Consider the following 20,468-nt stretch of genomic DNA (forward strand, 5'->3'; position numbering starts at 1 on the left):
ATGCCCGTGCAGATTGCAGTGCTTGATGATTGGCAGGATGTGGCGCGGGACGTGGTGGACTGGTCGGCGCTGGACTGCGTCGGCCAGGTGAGTTTTCTCCATGACTACCCCACCGATAACCCATCCCTGGCCGAGCGCCTGGCCGGGTTCGAGGTGATCTGCGTGATTCGCGAACGCACCCGTTTCGATGAAGACCTGCTGCGCCGCCTGCCGAAGCTCAAACTGCTGGTGACCGGCGGCATGCGCAACGCCGCCCTGGACCTGAAAACCGCCGCTGCGCTGGGCATTCAGGTCTGCGGCACCGACAGCTACAAACACGCCGCACCGGAACTGACCTGGGCGCTGATCATGGCCGCAACCCGCAACCTGGTGGTCGAAGCCAATGCCTTGCGTGCCGGTCAGTGGCAACAAGGCCTGGGTGGCGACCTGCATGGCAAGACGCTGGCCATCCTCGGCCTGGGCAGCATCGGCCAGCGCGTCGCGCAGTTCGGTCAGGTGTTCGGCATGCGCGTGATCGCCTGGAGTGAGAACCTCACGGCCGAACGTGCAGCACAAGTCGGTGTGACCTATGTCAGCAAGCAGGAACTGTTCGAACAGGCCGACGTGCTGTCGGTGCACCTGGTGCTCAGCGAGCGCAGTCGGGGCCTGGTGGACGTGCAAGCACTGGGCTGGATGAAACCCACGGCGCTGCTGGTGAACACCGCTCGCGGACCGATTGTCGATGAAGCGGCACTGATCAAGGCGCTGCAGAAACAACGGCTGGCCGGGGCCGCACTGGACGTCTTCGAGCAAGAGCCGCTCCCTGTGCACCATCCGTTCCGGACCCTGGATAACGTGCTGGCAACCCCCCATGTCGGGTACGTGAGCCAACAGAACTACCAGCTGTTTTTCTCGCAAATGATCGAGGACATCCAGGCCTGGGCGGCAGGGGCTCCGATTCGTTTGCTGGGTTGATACTCCAATGTGTGCGAGCCTGCTCGCGATAGCGGTGTATCAGTCGACATCAACGTTGAATGACACTTCGCTATCGCGAGCAGGCTCGCTCCCACAACGAATAATTTTTCATGCTGCGGTGTTCACATCACATCTACCTTGCACTGCGTCTGACGGGACGCGACCTGATCTGAAACGCATGAACCTCTGGAGCACAGCCCATGAATATTCGTTTTGCCGTTCTGATGACCCCGCTGTTGCTGACCGTTGCGTTGTCCGGCTCCCTCGCCCTGGCCAACGGTGGTGGTGGCGGTGACGACATGCCCAGCCGGCCCAACTGCCCGAAAGGTCAGGTGCTGGATACCCGATCGCATCGGTGCGTCAGGCAGACCAGCAACCTGGTGCCGGACGAAGACCGCACCAACTATGCCTGGCAACTGGCCAAGGACGGACGTTACGAAGAAGCCCTGGCCCTGCTCGACACACTGAAACAGCCAAATACCGCAAAAGCACTGAACTATCGCGGCTACGCCACGCGTAAACTGGGGCGTACCGACGAAGGCATCGGCTATTACCTGCAATCGGTGAAACTCGACCCGCAGTACGCGCAAGTCCGCGAATACCTCGGCGAGGCCTATGTGATCAAAGGCCGGCTGGACCTCGCGCAGGAGCAACTGCAGCAGATCAGATCCATCTGCGGCAGCACTCAATGCGAGGAGTACCAGGACCTGGCCGAAGCCATCAACGACTCATCGAAAACCTGAAAACCTGAGCGGACGGAGGTCGCCATCGCCAGCGATCAGACAATACGAACGGAACTGAACCAGCATCTGGCGCGTTTATGGCGCTACGGCCTGCTGTTGTCCCGTCAACGGCATGTTGCCGATGACCTGGTGCAGGCCACCTGCGTGCGGGCGCTGGAGCGGGCCGGGCAATTCGTGGCGGGAACGCGCATGGACCGCTGGCTGCTGAGCATTCTGCATTCGATCTGGCTCAACGAAGTCCGCGCCCAGCGGGTGCGTCAGGGTCAGGGTCAGGTGGATGCCGATGGGGCCTTGTCGTTCGATGGTGAATCCGTGGCCCAGACCCATGTGTTGGCGGCACAGGTCATCCGTCGCGTCGATGCGTTGCCCGAGACCCAGCGCGAAACCGTGTTTCTCGCCTACGTCGAAGGCTTGTCCTACCGCGAAGTCGCCGACGTGCTGCAAGTGCCCATCGGCACGGTGATGAGTCGCCTGGCCGCCGCTCGGGCGAAACTGGCCGAATACCCACCGTTGCACGCGGTGCCGCACCCTTACCGAGGAGAACATTGATGAGTACGAGAACCTCGGACGAACAACTGGTGGCCTACCTCGACAACCAACTCGATGCCGAGCAGCGCTCGCGCATCGACGCGGCCATCATTGCTGATCCGATGCTCGGCCTGCGCCTGCAATGGCTCGATCGCAGCAGCCTGCCGTTCAAGGACGCCTACGATGAACTGGCCCGACAGGCGCCGGCGGATCGCCTGCAAGCCATGCTCGCGACGCTGCCCTCACCCGTCCGCCCCGGGCTCAACCGGCGCTGGTTTCTTGCCGCCGCGGCCGCACTGTTGGCCGGCGGCGTGCTGGCGGACCGGCTGTTTCTCGGCTGGCAAGCGAGTCGGCTGACACACAACTGGCGCGGTGAGGTGGCCGATTACATGGCGCTCTACGTGCCGCAAACCCTGGAACATTTACCCGCTGATGAAGCCGCGCAACGGGCACAGCTGCGGACCATCGATGCGCGTCTGGGCCTGGACCTCGCGCCGGCGAAACTGAGCTTGCCCCGTGCCGAATTCAAGCGCGCGCAAATCCTCGAGTACGACGGTGTGCCCATCGCCCAGATCACCTACCTCGATCCGGTGCACGGCCCCATGGCGCTGTGCGTCACCCGCTCCAACAGCGGCAGCCGCCATTTCGCCCGGGAACAGCGGCGCGAGATGAACATCGTGTATTGGGCTGACATGGAACACGCCTGGATGCTGATCGGGCATCAACCGATGGCGGATCTGGAGGAGATGGCGAAGTTGTTGCGCAGTCGTTTGAGCGCTTGAAGCACAGACAATGGCTTGCGGGATCGAAAAAGACCCCGCAAGCCATCACGTTGTCCAGACATCGACGCCCACCCTCTCAAGGTCGTGTGCGCTCAGCAGCTCTCCGTCTGCCCCCTTCGTCATCGTATATTTCACTGCATCGCCAACAAGAAAACAGGCGCGACCCTCTGCTGTGATGTTGGGTCCGATCCTGATCGCCAATCTGCTATAGCCGCCATCGGGCAGGACCATCGCGAATTTTGTCGACACACTCTCGACTTTGACATCCCGGATTGCACTGATCGTGCCTCGCCCGCTGATTCTTATTGTTGGCGCGCTCATTCTTTTCCTCCAGCCTATCGCCTTCTCTTGAGGTCGCAGACCAATGAAACGCGCAAGCTCAGCGTCTTGCTACTGTCAAAGTTGACAGAAGAAGCTGCCGCTTGTCGTAATCAGGCCGAAGCCGGCAACCACAAGCGAAACCGCGCCCCACCCAGCGGCGAGACTTGCACCGTCAGCGTGCCGCCCTGGGCCTCCAGCGCGCGGCGGCTGATCGCCAGCCCCAGTCCGAAACCACCCGTGGCGCGGTCGCGGCTGCGGTCGAGGCGGTAGAAGGGTTCGAAAATCCGCTCACGCTCGTCATCCGGAATGCCAATGCCGTCATCGTCGACCCAGATCTCACAACCGCCGACATACACCTGAACACCGATCTGGATACGCTTCTCGCAGTAGCGCATGGCGTTGCGCAGCAGGTTTTGCAGGGCGCGAGCGGTCAGGCGCGGGTCCAGACCGAAGCGTTCGAGCTGGCCGTGGAGCAGCACGTCGATGACGATTTCCGGGGATTCCAGCTCTTCGTCGACGCTACCAAGGATACTGTCGATGAACTCATCCAGCGACACCTCGACCTGCTCCGGCAACTGCCCCGGGTTTTGCAGGCGACTGTAGGACAGCAATTCCAGCACCAGTTCATCGAGTTCCCGAATGTGCGCCACCAGGCTTTGCAGGCGCTCGCGGCTGGCCGCCGGCAAGTCGTCGGACAGCGCCAGCGCCAGGCCGAAATCCAGGCGCGTCAGCGGGGTGCGCAACTCGTGGGACACCGCATTGAGCAAGTCCCGCTGCTGGTTGAGCAGGTTCTCGATGTCGCCGGCCATGGTGTCGAAAACGCTGGCCAGGCTGCCGATGTTGGAACTCGGGGAAATTTGCGTGCGCTCGCTCAAGTGGCCCTTGCCAAAGCGTTCGGCCGCGCCCTTGAGACGTTCCAGATCACGCCAGTGCGGGCGCAGCCACAGCAACAGACACGCGAGCATGGTCGCGCCGATCAGCACGTTGATGCTCCAGTACAACAGGTTGACGTCCAGCGGATCGGGTGGCACGACCATTTGCACCACGGTGCGCTCATTCAGCGGTGCGACCGCCAGCGTGCGCCAGCCCCAGTCGCCGACGCGCACGACGTTCTCGCCGCGGCGCAAGCGCTGCTGTTCATCAGGCGTCAGGCTGCTGTCGTCATTGCCACTGAGCACGATGTGCAGTGGTTTGAAGTCCTTGTCCATTTCAGCCGCCAGGGCCGGCCACTGCTCGGCCGGGGCTGCGTGAAACTGTTTGACGATCAGCGTTTGCAATCCGCGGGAGTAATCGAGGTTGTAGGTGACAAAGCGCTCGTGGAACACCTTGACCACCAGATCCGGCACCAGATAGATCGCCGCGCTGAACGAAACGATGGTCACCAGGTACAAACGAAAGAGGATTCTGAACATTGGCTCAGCATTCCCACTCGGAACGACTGAACAGGTAACCCTTGCCCCACACGGTCTTGATCTTGCGCGCCTCGCCGGCGTGGTCGTCGAATTTGCGCCGCAGCTTGGAAATCGCCACGTCCACCGAACGGTCGGTGCCGTTGAACTCGATGCCGCGCAGGCGTTGCAGGATCTGGTCGCGACTCAACACCTCACCGGCATGCCGGGCCAGCACCACCAGCAGGTTGTACTCACCGCTGGACAGGTCCACCAATTGCTCGCGCCAGGTCACGGTGCGTTCGGACAAATCGATGCACAGGTTGCCCATCAGAATTCGGTCGTTGGCGGTCTGCGGCTCGCTGAGGCTGCTGCGGCGCAACAAGGTCCGCACCCGGGCCAGCAGCACCCTCGGCTCGCAGGGTTTGGTCACGTAGTCGTCGGCGCCCATTTCCAGGCCCAGGACCTGGTCGTGGCTGTCGTCGCGGGCGGTGAGCATCAGGATCGGCAAGGTCGCCGAATCGGCACGCAGCAGGCGGCAGACTTGCAAGCCGTCGAGGCCGGGCAGCATCAGGTCGAGGATCACCAGGTCCGGCGGATTGAGCCGCGCACGTTCGCGCACATGGTCACCACGACCGATCACGCTGACGGAATAACCGTTGCGCTCCAGGTAGCTGGCAATCAGTTCGGCGAGGGCGGTGTCGTCTTCGACCAGGAGGATGTTGGGCATGGGGTGTTTCCAGAAATAGCTGTGGCGCCAGATACGCCGCCATCGCGAGCAAGCTCGCTCCCACAGTGGTCGGTGGTGTTCACAACATTTGTGTTCACATCAAATCCCTGTGGGAGCGAGCTTGCTCGCGATAGCAATCTATCTGGCGCTATAAAATTCAAGGACTGAAGGATATACGCCCTCACGCCCACCCGAGTAAAACCCTTACACAATTTCACACAGCACCAACAAAGCTTCACCGCTACCCTCGCCTTCGCCCAGTAGGATGCTGGGGGTCTTTATTGGGGTATTACATGTCGAAGAATCTGCTTGCCAGGCTCAGTCTGATTGCTCTGGCGTTGACACTGGGTGCGTGTGACAAGTCCACGAATGCCGAGGAACAGGCGCCGCTGGCCACGGTGCGCATCGAGACCATCGTAGCGCGGCCACTGACCATCAGCAGTGAACTGAGCGGGCGGATTGCCGCACCGCGCATGGCCGAAGTGCGTGCCCGCGTGGCCGGCGTGGTCTTGCAGCGGACCTTCCGTGAAGGCAGTGACGTGAAACAGGGCGATGTGTTGTTCCGCATCGACCCGGCGCCGTTCAAGGCTGACCTGGACAGCGCTGAAGCGGCATTGCGCAAGGCCGAGGCCAATGCGTTCCAGGCCAGATTGCAGGAACAGCGCTACGCCCAGTTGATCGACGAAAAGGCCATCAGCGGCCAGGACTACGACAACGCACGGGCCAACGCCCGGCAGACCGCCGCCGACGTCGCCGCCAACAAGGCAGCAGTGGAGCGCGCCCGGTTGAACCTCGGTTATGCCACAGTCACGGCGCCGATTTCCGGGCGTATCGGTCGCGCGCTGGTCACCGAAGGTGCGCTGGTCGGGCAGAACGAAACCACGCCGCTGGCGCTGATTCAGCAACTGAACCCGATTCACGCCGACCTCACCCAGTCCACCCGCGAACTCAACGAGCTGCGCCGCGCCTTCCGCTCCGGCCAGTTGCAGCAGGTCGGCCAGGACCAGGCCAAGGCCACGCTGATTCAGGATGACGGCAGCCTCTACCCGCTGCCGGGCAAAATGCTGTTCAGCGACATCACCGTCGACCCGGGCACCGGCCAGATCATTCTGCGTAGTGAGTTCCCCAACCCCGACCTTGACTTGCTGCCCGGCAGTTTCGTGCGCGTACGCCTGGAACAAGCGGTCAACCAGCAGGGCATCAGCGTGCCGCAACGGGCCATCCAGCGCGACAGCGCCGGCATCGCCCAGGTGCTGCTGCTCGACGGCGAACAGCGGGTCGGCCAGCAACCGGTCGAACTCGGCGCCGTGCAGAACGATCGCTGGATCGTCACCAGCGGCCTGAAAGCAGGCGACCGCATCGTCATCGAGGGTCTGCAGCACGCTCGCGTCGGCGAGAAAGTGCAAATCGACGACACCCCTCTTCCACTTGCCCAGGTGACTGGTCAGTAAGCAGGACGCTTTTTTATGCCGCAGTTCTTTATCGACCGCCCGGTGTTCGCCTGGGTGGTTGCCCTGTTCATCCTGCTGGCCGGTGCGCTGGCCATTCCGCAACTGCCGGTGGCGCAATACCCGAATGTTGCGCCGCCACAAGTCGAAATCTACGCCGTGTACCCGGGCGCTTCGGCGCAAACCGTGGACGAGAGCGTGGTCAGCCTGATCGAGGAAGAGCTCAACGGCGCCGATCACCTGTTGTATTTCGAATCCCAGAGCAGCCTCGGCAGCGCGACCATCAAGGCCACCTTCCAGCCGGGCACCAACCCGGAATTGGCTCAGGTCGATGTGCAGAACCGCCTGAAAGCCGTGGAGTCACGCCTGCCACAAGCGGTGATCCAGCAAGGTTTGCAGGTGGAGAAAGTCTCCTCCGGTTTCCTGCTGTTGATCAGCCTCACCTCCAGCGACGGCAAACTCGACGACGTAGCGCTCAGCGATTACCTGGCGCGCAATGTGATGAACGAAATCAAGCGTCTGGACGGCGTCGGCAAGGCGCAGTTGTACGGCGCCGAGCGGGCGATGCGGATCTGGATCGACCCGCAGAAACTGCTCGCCTTCAACCTGACACCGGCGGACGTCAACGCCGCCATCGTCGCGCAAAACGCCCAGGTGTCGGCCGGCAGCATCGGCGATCTGCCGACCCGCACCACTCAGGAAATCACCGCAACCATTCTGGTCAAGGGTCAGCTGTCGGCCCCCGAAGAGTTTGCCGACATCGTCCTCAAGGCCAATCCGGACGGTTCGACCGTGCGCATCAGCGATGTGGCGCGGGTCGAGATCGGTAGCCAGGAATATCAGTTTTCCACGCGTCTGAACGGCAAGCCGTCCACCGCCGTCGGCGTGCAATTGTCGCCCGGTGCCAACGCCCTGAACACCGCGACCCTGGTGCGGGCGAAGATGGATGAGCTGTCGCGCTACTTCCCGGCGAACGTCGAATACAAGATCCCATACGACACCTCGCCCTTCGTCAAAGTCTCGATCACCAAGGTCGTCTACACCCTCTTTGAGGCGATGTTGCTGGTGTTCGCGGTGATGTTCCTGTTCCTGCAAAACATCCGCTACACACTGATTCCAACGTTGGTAGTGCCGGTGGCGCTGATGGGCACCTTTGCAACGATGCTGGCGCTGGGGTTTTCGATCAACGTGCTGACCATGTTCGGCATGGTGCTGGCCATCGGCATTCTGGTGGACGACGCCATCGTGGTGGTGGAGAACGTCGAGCGGATCATGGCCACCGAGGGCTTGTCGCCCAAGGAAGCCACGCGCAAGGCCATGCGGCAGATCACCGGGGCCATCATCGGCATCACCCTGGTGCTGGTCGCGGTGTTCATTCCGATGGCGTTCATGCAGGGCTCGGTCGGGGTGATCTACCAGCAGTTCTCGCTGTCGATGGCCACGTCCATCCTGTTCTCGGCGTTCCTCGCCCTGACCTTGACCCCGGCCCTGTGCGCGACGTTGCTCAAGCCGATTGCCAAGGGCGAACACCACGAAAAGACCGGCTTCTTTGGCTGGTTCAACCGTCGCTTCGAGCAACTGACCGAACGCTATCAAGGCTGGGTTGCCTATGCACTGAAACGCAGCGGGCGTTTCCTGCTGATCTACGGCGTGTTGCTGGTGGGTCTGGCCGTGTGCTTCAGTCGCCTGCCCTCCTCGTTCCTGCCGGTGGAAGACCAGGGTTACACCATCACCGACATTCAATTGCCACCGGGCGCGAGCAAGAACCGCACAGTGCAGGTGGCCGAGCAGGTTGAAGCGCACAACGCCGGGGAGCCGGGCATTCGTGACAGCGTGGTGATTCTCGGATTCAGCTTCTCCGGCAGCGGGCAAAATGCGGCGCTGGCGTTCAGCACGCTCAAAGACTGGTCCGAGCGTGGCAGCGACGATTCGGCCAGCTCGATTGCCGACCGGGCCAACGTTGCCCTCAGCCAGATCAAGGACGCGGTGACATTTGCCGTACTCCCACCGCCCGTGGATGGCCTGGGTACATCCAGCGGATTCGAATTTCGCCTGCAGGATCGCGGCGGCCTCGGTCATGAGAAGTTGATGGAGGCTCGCACCGACCTGCTCGCGGCGGCCGAAAAAAGCCCGATCCTGATGAACGTGCGCGAAAGCGCCCTGGCCGAGGCACCGCAGGTGCAACTGATCGTCGACCGCAAGCAGGCCAACGCGCTGGGTGTGTCCTTTGCCGACGTCGGCAACGTGCTGTCCACGGCCGTGGGCTCGGCCTACATCAACGACTTTCCCAACCAGGGGCGGATGCAGCGCGTCGTGGTGCAGGCCGAGGGCGACCAGCGCAGTCAGGTGGCAGACCTGCTGAAGATTCACGTGCGCAACACCCACGAAAAAATGGTGCCGTTGTCGGCCTTCGTGCAAGCCAGGTGGACCCAGGGCCCGGCGCAGTTGACCCGCTACAACGGCTACCCGGCAATCAGCATTTCCGGTGAACCGACGCCGGGCCACAGCACCGGCGAGGCCATGGCCGAGATCGAGCGGCTGGTGGCGCAAGGTCCGGCAGGCCTGGGCCAGGAATGGACCGGGTTGTCGTTGCAGGAACGGTTGTCCGGCAGCCAGGCACCGATCCTGCTGGGCTTGTCGCTGTTGATCGTGTTCCTGTGCCTGGCGGCGTTGTACGAGAGCTGGTCGATCCCGACCTCGGTGCTGCTGGTGGTGCCGCTGGGTGTGCTCGGGGCGGTGCTGGCGGTGACCTTGCGCGGGATGCCCAACGATGTGTTCTTCAAGGTCGGGCTTATCACCATCATCGGCCTGTCGGCAAAGAACGCGATCCTGATCATCGAGTTCGCCAAGAGCCTGTACGACGAAGGCCACGACCTGATCGATGCAACCCTGCAAGCGGCACGCCTGCGGTTGCGGCCGATTGTCATGACCTCGCTGGCGTTCATTCTTGGCGTGGTGCCGCTGGCGATTGCCACTGGCGCCAGTTCGGCTAGCCAACAGGCAATCGGCACCGGGGTAATCGGCGGGATGATCACGGCGACCCTGGCCGTGGTGTTCGTGCCGGTGTTTTTTGTGGTGGTGATGAAGCTGGTGCGCAAGCGCTAACCCACACACCCCCCTGTAGGAGCGTCGACCGGCTGCTCCTACAGGGGGGGGACGCGTTGATTTCAAGAATGTGGTCTCCTGGGCTAAGGTGTGTGCAATGCCCCGAACCAACGAGCCTCCATGATCTTCCTCGCACGCACCCACCCTCGCCTGTCCGCCGCCATCCTGCTGGGCATCGCGGTGGGCATTCTGGCTCCGGCCGATTCGCCGATCAGCAAGATCCTCATCGGCTGGAATGCCGGCGTCTGGATCTACCTTTTGCTGATGTTCTGGCTCACCGTGCGTTCGAAAGCGACTGACGTAAAACGCATCGCCGAAATCGAGGACGAAAATGCCGGGCTGGTGCTGGCGCTGGTGTGCATTGCGGCACTGGCCAGCCTGGCGACCATCACCTTCGAACTGGCCGGCAGCAAAGACCTGGAAACCACCCGCAAACTGATGCGTTACGGTTTCACCGCGCTGACCGTCATCGGCTCATGGCTACTGATCGGCGTCATCTTCAGCCTGCATTACGCGCGGCTGTATTACATCTGGAATGGCAAGGAGCCGGCGCTGCGCTTTGCCGAAGGCCTGACGACGCCCGACTACTGGGACTTCCTGTACTTCTCGTTCACCATCGGCGTGGCAGTGCAAACTTCGGATGTCGGCGTCGCCACGCCAGGCATGCGCAAGATCGTGCTGGCGCAGTCGCTGATCGGCTTTTTGTTCAACACTGCCATTCTCGGGTTCTCGATCAACATCGCCGCCGGCCTGTTCGGCTGATGACTGCACAAACGTTCTAGGCATGGCCCTCGGTCAAGGCGTTAAATAGCCCGGCAAACCGTTTCGCAGGTACCCCATGAGCGCTCACAACTGGATCGACCTGGCCCGGGATGCCGACACCGGCATCGAGACCCTGCGCGCGCATTTCGAAGGTCACGCCTATGACCCGCACTGGCACGACAGTTATCTGGTGGGCGTCACCGAGCAAGGGGTCCAGCAATTCAATTGCCGACGGGCCAGGCACCAGAGCACGCCGGGCAAGGTGTTTCTGCTGGAACCCGGTGACATCCATGACGGTGAAGCGCCGACCGCCGACGGTTTCACCTACCGCATGCTGTACCTCGACCCGCAGTGGTTGCAACGCGAACTCAGCGCCGTGTTCGATCATGCCCCCGACAACAGCCAGCTGAGCTTCGCCGCCACCCTGGCCTGCGATGCGCGTCTGGCCCAGGCCACCAGCCTGGCGTTTGAAACCCTGCATCGCGGTGAACTGAAGATCGTCCGCCAGACCGCCCTCGACGGTTTGCTCGAGCGCCTGACCAGCCACTTGCACTGGCGCGCCCGCGATGGCCAGGACCCGCGTCTGCCGCGGGTGGCACACAAAGCCCGGGAATACCTGCATGCCAACGCGCAATACGACATCGGCCTCGATCAACTGGCCGCCGTCACAGGCGTCGACCGCTTTCGCCTGACTCGCGCGTTCAAGGCTGCCTATGGCATGGCGCCCCACGCGTATCTGGTGCAACTGCGCCTGGCAACCGCCCGCCGCCTGCTGGCCCGTGGCGAACAACCGGCGGCGGTGGCAATGGCGCTGGGCTTTGCCGATCAGAGTCATCTGGGGCGCTGGTTCATGCGCGCCTACGGCCTGACGCCGGCGCTGTACCGCAAGCGCTGCTCAAATCTTCCAGACAGATAAGCCCGGGATTGTGAAGATCGACTTCACTGATCTTCACCGGAGTTAGCCCGCGATGCTGCCCTCATTCCCGACTTTATTGCCTTTCCTGCTGTTTGCCTTCGTAGCCTCGATCACCCCCGGCCCGACCAATATTCTGGTGCTGAGCAACAGCGCTCGATACGGGTGGGTCGCGGCTGTGCCGATCATCGTCGGCGCCTGTGCCAGTGCTGCGACCCTCGTGATGCTGGTGGGCACGGGCATCGGTTCATCATTGACCGCGTGGCCCGCCGTGCAAGGTGTCATGCAATGGGCCGGCGTGGCGTGGCTGAGCTATCTGGCCTGGCAGATTTTCAATGCCCCGGCGACAGACATTGCCGCGCGCGACAACGAAGCGCGCCTCGGGTGGATGGGCGCCGCCAGCCTGCAACTGGTCAACCCGAAAACCTGGATGATGGCGCTGGTGGTGGTCAGCGTATTCGCCGGGGATGGCGAGCATCGCGCCGTGCAGGTGATGTATTTGTCGCTGGGGTTTTTTCTGGTTTCCCTGCCATGTCTCGCGGTCTGGGCAATGCTCGGTGCCGGTTCAAGTCGCTGGTTGCGCTCACCCCGTGCCATGCAACGTTTGAACCGCTGCATGGGCCTGTTATTGCTGGGTTCTGCGTGGTTGAGCGTGTTGGCCTGAGCGCCGCTTGTCGGTCATTGTTCGACAATCAACCATCCGGGGCTTGACGGCGAATTGACTTTTGGTGTCTTCTGAAACCGGTTTCAGTGCTGTCTCACGAAGCACTCGACCTTATAAATCCAATAAGAAGGTTTCAGACCGTGAACGATTTCTCCGCCGCCCAGCGCAGCCGCGTGACCATGCTCGACGTGGCCGAACACGCCAAGGTCTCCAAGGCCAGCGTTTCGCGGTTCATTGGCGATGATCGCGCCCTGCTCTCCGATGCCATTGCCCAGCGCATCGAACAGGCAATTGCCGAACTCGGCTATCGCCCGAACCAGATGGCCCGCGGCCTGAAACGCGGGCGCACCCGCCTGATCGGCATGCTGGTGGCCGACATCCGCAACCCTTATTCAATTGCCGTGATGCACGGGGTGGAAACCGCCTGCCGTCAGCACGGCTATAGCCTGGTGGTGTGCAACACCGACCGCGACGACGAGCAAGAGCGCCAACACCTGGCCCTGCTGCGCTCGTACAACATCGAAGGCCTGATCGTGAACACCCTCGGTCATCACCGCGACCAATTGCACGAACTGCACCGGGAAATGCCCATGGTACTGGTGGATCGCAAGGTGGAGCACCTTGAAAGCGATATGGTCGGGCTGAACAACCCGCAGGCCATCGAGATGGCCCTCGCCCATCTTGAAGAGCGCGGTTATCGCGATGTGTTGCTGGTCACCGAACCGTTCGACGGCACCAGTTCGCGAATCGAGCGGGTCACCAGCTTCAAGGCGCAAATCGGGCAACGCCCGGCGCTTCGCGGCACGCACATCGAAACCGGCAGCGAACTGACCGCACAGCTGAAATCCTTCCTCGACAGGCCTGGCCCCGGCCTTAAGGCGTTGTTTTGCGCGAACGGGGTTGCGGCGCTAGCCAGCACCCATGCGTTGCGTGAACTCCAGTGCAATCTGTTCGACGACGTGGGCTTGATCGCCCTCGATGACCTGGATTGGTACCCGTTGGTGGGCAGCGGCATTACTGCCCTCGCGCAGCCGACCACCGAGATGGGCGCCAGCGCGTTCGAGTGTCTGCTCAAGCGGCTGCGCGGGGATGACGGAGCGGTGCGGACGCTGGATTTTTCGGCGCGGCTGGTTGTGCGGGGTTCAACCCTTGGGAATTTGCGTTGAATGTTAAGACGCCATCGCGAGCAGGCTCGCTCCTGCAGTTGATTTGCGAACACAGAGCCATTGTAGGAGTGAGCTTGCTCTCGATGGGGCCCTGACTAGCACAAAAAAATTTGAACAAAAATGAAACCGGTTTCAGAGGTAGAAAAACAATGAAAAAACCAGCTGTTTCCATCAGCCTTTCCAGCTACGGCGCCGACCTTGTGCGTCAACGCGGCCAAGGCAGCTTCATCGGGATTCTCGCCGCCGCCGGCGCCACGCGCATTGAGTGGCGTGAAGAATTACTGACCATCGAGGACCCCGCTCAACTGGCCGATGCCACTCAGGCAGAAGGCCTGCAGAGCGTGTATTCATCACCCATGGAGCTATGGCTGGCCGGGCAATCCAGGCCCAACCCCGAACTGGTCACGGCCCTGCAACGCGCCCAGGCGTTCGGCGCCAAATGGCTGAAGGTGTCGCTGGGCTATTTCACCGACAACAGCGATCTGCAAACCCTCGCCCGAGTGCTGGGCGAAAGCGCCGTGCAGTTGCTGGTGGAAAACGACCAGACCCTGCACGGCGGCCGCATTGAACCCTTCCAGCGCTTTTTCGCGGACGTCGAGCGGCACGAGCTGCCGATCAAAATGACCTTCGATATCGGCAATTGGCACTGGCAGGACCAGTCCGCCGCCAGCGCCGCGCGGTTGCTCGGTCGTCACGTCGGTTATGTGCACTGCAAAGCGGTCACGCGCCGTGCCGACGGCAAACTGGTCGCCATCCCGCCCGCCGCCAGTGACCTGCAACAGTGGGAACACCTGCTGCAGCACATGGCCCAGGGCGTTATGCGGGCCGCGGAATATCCGCTGCAAGGCGATGACCTGGTGCAACTGACCACCGAGCACGTCGCTGCCCTCGCCCACCTCGGCCAATCGCAGCTGGAGAGTGCTCATGTCTGAGATCGATATTCTGTCCTTCGGCGAGACCATGGCGATGTTCGTCGCCGAGCAGGCGGGTGATCTGGCCAGCGTCGGCGCTTTTCACAAACGCATTGCCGGAGCTGACAGCAACGTCGCCATTGGCCTTTCCCGACTGGGCTTCAACGTGGCATGGCTGAGCCGCGTCGGTGCCGATTCGCTGGGCCGGTTCGTGGTCGACACCCTGGAAAAAGAAGGCCTGGATTGCTGCCACGTCGACATCGACACCGCCCACCCGACCGGTTTTCAACTCAAGTCCCGCACCGACGATGGCAGCGATCCGGTGGTCGAGTACTTCCGCCGTGGTTCGGCGGCCAGTCACCTGTCGCCGCACTCGATCGTGCCCCAATTGCTCAAGGCCCGACACCTGCACGCCACCGGCATTCCTCCGGCGCTGTCGGACTCCGCGCGGCAGATGTCGTTCGAATTGATGACCCGCATGCGCGAGGCCGGGCGCAGTGTGTCCTTCGACCCGAACCTGCGCCCGCGCCTGTGGGCCAGCGAGCAACAAATGATCACCGAGATCAACCGCCTCGCCGCCCTCGCCCATTGGATACTGCCGGGGTTGAGCGAAGGTCGCTTGCTGACCGGTTTCGAAGACCCGGCCGACATCGCCGCCTTCTACCTCGACCAGGGCGCCGAAGCCGTGGCGATCAAGCTTGGCCCGCACGGGGCTTACTACCGCACACATGTTGATCAGGGTTTCGTGGCTGGCGTACCGGTGGCAACGGTGGTCGATACGGTGGGTGCCGGCGATGGTTTTGCCGTCGGCATGATCAGCGCGCTGTTGGAAAACCAAAGCGTTGTCGAGGCCGTGAAACGCGCCAACTGGATTGGCAGCCGGGCGGTGCAAAGCCGGGGGGATATGGAGGGGTTGCCGACCCGATCCGAAATGGTCAGCGAATTTGAGGCCACCATCGCGAGCAGGCTCGCTCCTACAGAGGATTTGTGTCGAACGTAGATCCAATGTAGGAGCGAGCCTGCTCGCGATGAGGCCAATAAAGGCACCGAAGATTCAAACCGTTACCTGCTGCGACAAAAACAACAAGCTCAGGAGCACCACCATGAAAACCGCAACGCTCGCCACCCGCCGCTGGTGGTACATCATGCCCATCGTGTTCATCACCTATAGCCTGGCGTATCTGGATCGCGCCAACTATGGGTTCGCCGCCGCGTCCGGCATGGCGGCGGACCTGATGATCACACCAGGACTGTCGTCGATGCTCGGCGCGCTGTTCTTCCTCGGCTACTTTTTCTTCCAGGTACCCGGCGCGATCTACGCGCAGAAACACAGCGTGAAGAAGCTGATTTTCGTCAGCCTGATCCTCTGGGGCGGCCTGGCGACGTTGACCGGGATCGTCTCCAACGCCTGGTGGCTGATCGTCATCCGCTTCATGCTCGGCGTGGTCGAAGCCGCAGTGATGCCGGCGATGCTGATCTATCTGTGCCACTGGTTCACCCGCGCCGAACGCTCGCGGGCCAACACCTTCCTGATCCTCGGCAACCCGGTGACCATGCTCTGGATGTCGGTGGTCTCGGGCTATCTGGTGCAGCACTACAGCTGGCGCTGGATGTTCATCGTCGAAGGTTTGCCAGCGGTGTTGTGGGCATTCATCTGGTGGCGCCTGGCCGATGATCGTCCATCACAAGCCAAGTGGCTCAACGATCAGGAAAAACAGGACCTGGAAAGCGCACTGGCCGCCGAACAGGTCGGCATCAAGGCCGTGAAGAACTACGCCGAAGCGTTCCGCTCACCCAAAGTGATCATCCTGGCCCTGCAGTTTTTCTGCTGGAGCATTGGCGTGTACGGTTTCGTGTTGTGGCTGCCATCGATCCTCAAGGCCGGCGCGCAGATGGACATGATTCAGGCCGGCTGGCTGTCGGCGCTGCCGTACCTGGCGGCGGTGATCGGCATGCTGCTGGTGTCCTGGGGTTCGGACAAGCTGCAAAAACGTAAACGTTTCGTCTGGCCGCCACTGCTGATTGCCTCGATTGCCTTCTATGGTTCCTACGCCTTGGGTGCCGAACACTTCTGGTGGTCCTACACCCTGCTGGTGATTGCCGGCGCCTGCATGTACGCGCCTTACGGACCGTTCTTCGCAATCATTCCGGAGATCCTCCCGGCCAACGTCGCGGGCGGCGCCATGGCGCTGATCAACAGCATGGGCGCCCTCGGTTCCTTTGGCGGTTCCTATCTGGTCGGTTACCTGAACAGCTCTACCGGCTCGCCCGGCGCCTCGTACCTGTTGATGAGCGGCGCGCTGATGTTCTCGGTGTTGCTGACCATTTTCCTCAAGCCCGGCGCCAGCGATCGGGAGCGGCCCGCGGCCACGGTAACGCGCACCGCCACGGCACATTCCTGAATTGAAGTTGAGATCCCGAAGATGAAAAAGCAGGTCGTCCTGTACAAGAAACTCTCGCCGCTGCTGATGGCTCGCCTGCACGAGCAGGCCGAAGTGACGCTGATCGAAAGCCTTGATGCCGAGGGCCTGGGCAAACTGCGCGATGCCCTGCCCCGCGCCCACGGCTTGCTGGGTGCCAGCCTGAAACTGGATGCCGAACTGCTCGATCTGGCACCCAACCTTCAAGCCATTGCCAGCGTCTCGGTGGGTGTCGATAACTACGACATCGACTACCTGACCGAGCGGCGCATCCTGCTCAGCAACACGCCGGATGTATTGACAGAAACCACCGCCGACACGGGTTTCGCGCTGATCCTGGCAACGGCCCGGCGCGTCGTGGAATTGGCAAACATGATTCGCGAAGGCAATTGGACCCGCAACATCGGCCCCACGCATTTCGGCAGCGACGTGCACGGTAAAACCCTGGGCATCATTGGCATGGGTCGCATTGGCGAGGCGCTGGCCCAGCGCGGGCACTTCGGTTTCGGCATGCCGGTGATTTATCACAGCCATTCGCCGAAACCGGCTGTGGAGCAGCGATTCGATGCGCAGTACAGGAGTCTGCCGGAGTTGTTGCAGGAGGCTGACTTCGTCTGCCTGACGTTGCCGCTGACGGCTGAAACTGAAGGGCTTATTGGCGCTCAAGAGTTTGCGCTGATGGGGCCTGGGACGATCTTCATCAACATTTCCCGGGGCAAGGTGGTGGATGAAGCCGCCATGATCGAAGCGTTGCGTGACGGGCAGATTCAGGCTGCTGGGCTGGATGTGTTCGAGCGTGAGCCGTTGAATCCTGACTCGCCGTTGTTGCAGTTGGATAACGTCGTGGCGACACCACACATTGGCTCGGCGACCCATGAGACGCGCGAGGCAATGGCCCGGTGTGCGGTGGACAATCTGCTGGCGGCGCTGGCGGGCGAACGGCCTGTGAACTTGGTGAATCCTGGGGTTTGGAAAGGCTGAAGATCAAAAGATCGCAGCCTGCGGCAGCTCCTGCATGGACCGGGTTCACCGCAGCTTTGTGGATGGACATCAATCCTGTAGGAGCTGCCGCAGGCTGCGATCTTTTGCTGTGGCGATCAGGCCCGCCGCGCCTCCAGCAAATTCGTCGCACACAAAGCAATCCGCCGACAGGCATCAGCCAGTTTCATCTGATCCACCACCAACCCGATCCGGATATGCCCCGCCGCGCTCGGCCCGAACGCTTCGCCGGCCAGCACCGAGACGCCATGGCCCTCCAGCAGCCGTTCGGCGAAGTGCTGGGCCGACAACCCGGTCTGGCGTACATCGACCATCACGAACATCCCGCCATCCGGGCGAATCGGCTTGAGGCCCGGACATTGGCCCAGACTTGCACACACCAGGTCACGACGCTGGCGATACTCTTCGCGCATCGAGGCCACTTCCGGCAGGTCACGGTCCAACGCCAATTGCGCGGCGTTCTGCACGAAATCCGGGATACCGAACAACATGCTCAGCGACAGATTGACCAGGTGCCCGGCCATGGGTTTGGGCCCGATCACCCAGCCCACCCGCCAACCGCTCATGGCGTGGGACTTGGACAGGCTGTTGATCGTCGCCGTCCGTTCGGCCATGCCAGGCAGGCTCGCCGGGCTGATGTGCTCGCCCTCGTACAGCAGATCGCTGTAGACCTCGTCGCTGATCAGCCACAAGTCGTAACGAATGCACAGCGCCGCCAGCTGCTGCCAGATCGCCAGTGACAAACTGGCGCCGGATGGATTGTTCGGACTGTTGAGCAGGATGGCGCGAGTCTTCGGCGTGATCCGTGCCGCGACATCCGCCGGGTCGACGCGAAACCCGTTCTGCGGACGCACTGGCACCGGGACCACTGTGGCCGCACACGCGCCGATCACACCTTCATAGGTCACGTACATTGGCTCGGCGACGATCACTTCATCGCCCGGATCGAGCAGGCATTGCGCCACCGAATACACTGCGCACTGCGCACCTGGAAAGACGATCACATGCCCGGCATCCACCGCCTGACCGCTGCGTTGGCGTTGCCGGCGGGCAATGCTGTCGCGCAGCCCCCGACTGCCGCGCACTTCAGGATAGTGCGTGTCACCGGCCAACAGGCTGGCGATAGCCGCCTGGACAATCGGTTGCGGCGTATCGAAGTCGGGATCGCCAATTGACAGCAGCAGGACGTCAACACCCTGTTCGCGCAATTGCAGCGCTCGATCGTGAATCTGCCAGGCCGCCGCTCCGTCACCGGCGATTCGTTGGGTCAAGGCTGAATAGCGCATGTTTGTCTCCTGTCGCGCGGGTGCTCCAAGCCTCAACCCTATCTCAAATCGCGAAACACGCCACCATGGTGTTCAAATCCGCCGCCAAAACTGCCATCGGGGCTTTTGTGAAAAACCCTCAGACGCAGCGAACGGCCATCCGCCAGACGCGAGCGATATCGGTCGCCCGCTCACGCAGCAAGCGCGGCGCCTCGGCGCAGGCCTGGTCCAGGGTCATCGGCCCGCTCGCCAGGGCAAACGCGGCATCGATGCCATGCTCATAGAGCGCCTGATAGCCGTCGCCCAGGGTGCCGGCGATGACGATGACCGGCACGCCTTGCTGGCTGGCGACACGCGCCACACCAAACGGCGTCTTGCCGCGCAGGGTTTGCGCATCGAAACGCCCTTCCCCGGTGATCACCAGATCGGCGCCTGCAACCGCCTCGGCCAGGCCCACGAGTTCGGCAACCACCTCGACCCCGGCCTTGAACTGCGCGCCCAGGAACGCTTTGGCGGCAAAACCCAGGCCACCCGCCGCGCCACTGCCCGGCTCGTCGCGGACGTCCTTGCCCAAGGCTGTCGCGCAATGGTCGGCAAAGTGGCCCAGGGCACGGTCCAGTTGTTCGACCTGCGCCGGCGAGGCGCCTTTTTGCGGGCCGAAAATCGCCGAAGCGCCGTGGGGACCGCACAACGGGTTGTTGACGTCGGCGGCGATGTCAAAGCGGACCCGCGCCAGACGCGGATCCATGTCACTCAGGTCGACGCGGGCCAATTGTGCAAGGGCGAGGCCGCCCGGTGACAGCGTCTGCCCCCGGGCGTCCAGCAGTTTCACGCCCAGGGCTTGCATGGCTCCGGCGCCGGCGTCATTGGTCGCACTGCCGCCAATCGCCAGGATCACCCGTTGTGCACCGGCATCCAGTGCGGCGCGGATCAATTGCCCGGTACCGAAAGTGCTGCCGATGCACGCATCCCGTTGCGCCGGCGGGACCAACTGCAAACCGCTGGCCTCGGCCATTTCGATGATCGCGGTGTGGCTCTGCGGCAACCAGCCCCAGGCGGCATCCACCGTTGCTCCCAACGGCCCGCGAACCACGGCGCGGCGCTGTTCGCCTTCGCAGGCGGCAAGAATCGACTCGACAGTCCCTTCCCCGCCGTCGGCCATCGGGCATTTGATCAGTTGGGCATCGGGCCAGACTTGCGCCAATCCCAATGCAATGGCGTCGGCCACGCCTTGAGCGCTGAGGCTGTCCTTGAACGAATCGGGGGCGATCACGATTTTCATGGGAATTCTCCAGTTCCAATGCCCACATGCTGCCAGCCGCCATGAACAATAACGCCGGTCCGCTGCACAAGCGCCGATGAGGATTAT

The 20,468-nt window shown here is 62.4% G+C and carries 19 protein-coding genes; 14 read left to right on the forward strand and 5 right to left on the reverse strand.

Annotated features, from left to right (window positions below; genetic code table 11):
* The 4 genes from KW849_RS18285 (at nucleotide 1) to KW849_RS18300 (ending at nucleotide 3,007) form a co-directional block, all read left to right on the forward strand.
* The gene (locus KW849_RS18285) at nucleotides 1-954 is read left to right on the forward strand and encodes a D-2-hydroxyacid dehydrogenase family protein (RefSeq protein WP_218430696.1); all 954 of its coding nucleotides are present in this window, start codon (nucleotides 1-3) and stop codon (nucleotides 952-954) included.
* Between the two features lie 200 nt (nucleotides 955-1,154).
* On the forward strand, nucleotides 1,155-1,697 hold the full coding sequence (locus KW849_RS18290) for a tetratricopeptide repeat protein (RefSeq protein WP_218430697.1): 543 nt from the start codon (nucleotides 1,155-1,157) through the stop codon (nucleotides 1,695-1,697).
* A gap of 66 nt (nucleotides 1,698-1,763) precedes the next feature.
* Nucleotides 1,764-2,246: a sigma-70 family RNA polymerase sigma factor gene (locus tag KW849_RS18295; RefSeq protein WP_371319160.1), complete on the forward strand. Its 483-nt coding sequence runs from the start codon at nucleotides 1,764-1,766 to the stop codon at nucleotides 2,244-2,246.
* Nucleotides 2,246-3,007, forward strand: a complete 762-nt coding sequence (locus tag KW849_RS18300; protein ID WP_218430698.1) for an anti-sigma factor — start codon at nucleotides 2,246-2,248, stop codon at nucleotides 3,005-3,007. Before KW849_RS18295 ends, KW849_RS18300 begins: the two co-directional genes overlap by 1 nt.
* A 45-nt stretch (nucleotides 3,008-3,052) precedes the next feature.
* On the opposite strand, the gene KW849_RS18305 is transcribed toward KW849_RS18300, so the two are convergent.
* The 3 genes from KW849_RS18305 to KW849_RS18315 form a co-directional block, all read right to left on the reverse strand.
* On the reverse strand, nucleotides 3,053-3,328 hold the full coding sequence (locus KW849_RS18305; protein ID WP_218430699.1) for a hypothetical protein: 276 nt from the start codon (nucleotides 3,326-3,328) through the stop codon (nucleotides 3,053-3,055).
* Nucleotides 3,329-3,438: 110 nt separating this feature from the next.
* A complete protein-coding gene (locus tag KW849_RS18310) occupies nucleotides 3,439-4,740 on the reverse strand; it encodes an ATP-binding protein (protein ID WP_218430700.1) in 1,302 nt (433 codons plus the stop codon).
* Between the two features lie 4 nt (nucleotides 4,741-4,744).
* Entirely contained in the window at nucleotides 4,745-5,446 is a 702-nt protein-coding gene (locus KW849_RS18315) for a response regulator transcription factor (protein ID WP_007970971.1), read from the reverse strand.
* A 293-nt stretch (nucleotides 5,447-5,739) separates the two neighbouring features.
* Between KW849_RS18315 and KW849_RS18320 the strand changes: the two genes are divergently transcribed.
* The 10 genes from KW849_RS18320 (at nucleotide 5,740) to KW849_RS18365 (ending at nucleotide 17,816) form a co-directional block, all read left to right on the forward strand.
* A complete protein-coding gene (locus KW849_RS18320) occupies nucleotides 5,740-6,897 on the forward strand; it encodes an efflux RND transporter periplasmic adaptor subunit (protein WP_108217456.1) in 1,158 nt (385 codons plus the stop codon).
* Nucleotides 6,898-6,912: 15 nt separating this feature from the next.
* Nucleotides 6,913-9,999: an efflux RND transporter permease subunit gene (locus KW849_RS18325; protein WP_218430701.1), complete on the forward strand. Its 3,087-nt coding sequence runs from the start codon at nucleotides 6,913-6,915 to the stop codon at nucleotides 9,997-9,999.
* 120 nt (nucleotides 10,000-10,119) lie between these two features.
* Nucleotides 10,120-10,761: a DUF1345 domain-containing protein gene (locus KW849_RS18330; RefSeq protein ID WP_108217454.1), complete on the forward strand. Its 642-nt coding sequence runs from the start codon at nucleotides 10,120-10,122 to the stop codon at nucleotides 10,759-10,761.
* A gap of 76 nt (nucleotides 10,762-10,837) precedes the next feature.
* Nucleotides 10,838-11,677 carry an AraC family transcriptional regulator gene (locus tag KW849_RS18335; RefSeq protein WP_218430702.1) on the forward strand — a complete coding sequence of 280 codons (840 nt, stop codon included), beginning with the start codon at nucleotides 10,838-10,840 and terminating at the stop codon, nucleotides 11,675-11,677.
* Nucleotides 11,678-11,729: 52 nt separating this feature from the next.
* Nucleotides 11,730-12,338 carry a LysE family translocator gene (locus KW849_RS18340; protein ID WP_218430703.1) on the forward strand — a complete coding sequence of 203 codons (609 nt, stop codon included), beginning with the start codon at nucleotides 11,730-11,732 and terminating at the stop codon, nucleotides 12,336-12,338.
* Between the two features lie 140 nt (nucleotides 12,339-12,478).
* Nucleotides 12,479-13,504 (forward strand): LacI family DNA-binding transcriptional regulator, encoded by a 1,026-nt coding sequence (locus tag KW849_RS18345; RefSeq protein WP_371319153.1) that lies wholly within the window; start codon nucleotides 12,479-12,481, stop codon nucleotides 13,502-13,504.
* A gap of 149 nt (nucleotides 13,505-13,653) precedes the next feature.
* The gene (locus KW849_RS18350) at nucleotides 13,654-14,436 is read left to right on the forward strand and encodes a sugar phosphate isomerase/epimerase (protein WP_218430704.1); all 783 of its coding nucleotides are present in this window, start codon (nucleotides 13,654-13,656) and stop codon (nucleotides 14,434-14,436) included.
* Nucleotides 14,429-15,415: a sugar kinase gene (locus KW849_RS18355; RefSeq protein ID WP_218430705.1), complete on the forward strand. Its 987-nt coding sequence runs from the start codon at nucleotides 14,429-14,431 to the stop codon at nucleotides 15,413-15,415. Before KW849_RS18350 ends, KW849_RS18355 begins: the two co-directional genes overlap by 8 nt.
* Nucleotides 15,416-15,518: 103 nt before the next feature.
* Nucleotides 15,519-16,817: an MFS transporter gene (locus tag KW849_RS18360; RefSeq protein ID WP_218430706.1), complete on the forward strand. Its 1,299-nt coding sequence runs from the start codon at nucleotides 15,519-15,521 to the stop codon at nucleotides 16,815-16,817.
* A 21-nt stretch (nucleotides 16,818-16,838) separates the two neighbouring features.
* Nucleotides 16,839-17,816, forward strand: coding sequence for a D-glycerate dehydrogenase (locus KW849_RS18365; RefSeq protein ID WP_218430707.1), 978 nt, complete (start codon nucleotides 16,839-16,841; stop codon nucleotides 17,814-17,816).
* Nucleotides 17,817-17,932: 116 nt separating this feature from the next.
* On the opposite strand, the gene KW849_RS18370 is transcribed toward KW849_RS18365, so the two are convergent.
* Nucleotides 17,933-19,120 carry a pyridoxal phosphate-dependent aminotransferase gene (locus KW849_RS18370; protein ID WP_218430708.1) on the reverse strand — a complete coding sequence of 396 codons (1,188 nt, stop codon included), beginning with the start codon at nucleotides 19,118-19,120 and terminating at the stop codon, nucleotides 17,933-17,935.
* 118 nt (nucleotides 19,121-19,238) lie between these two features.
* Nucleotides 19,239-20,381 carry a glycerate kinase gene (locus KW849_RS18375; RefSeq protein WP_218430709.1) on the reverse strand — a complete coding sequence of 381 codons (1,143 nt, stop codon included), beginning with the start codon at nucleotides 20,379-20,381 and terminating at the stop codon, nucleotides 19,239-19,241.
* Nucleotides 20,382-20,468: the final 87 nt, after the last annotated feature.

The sequence above is a fragment of the Pseudomonas sp. PDM26 genome (assembly GCF_019219185.1).
GTDB lineage: Bacteria > Pseudomonadota > Gammaproteobacteria > Pseudomonadales > Pseudomonadaceae > Aquipseudomonas.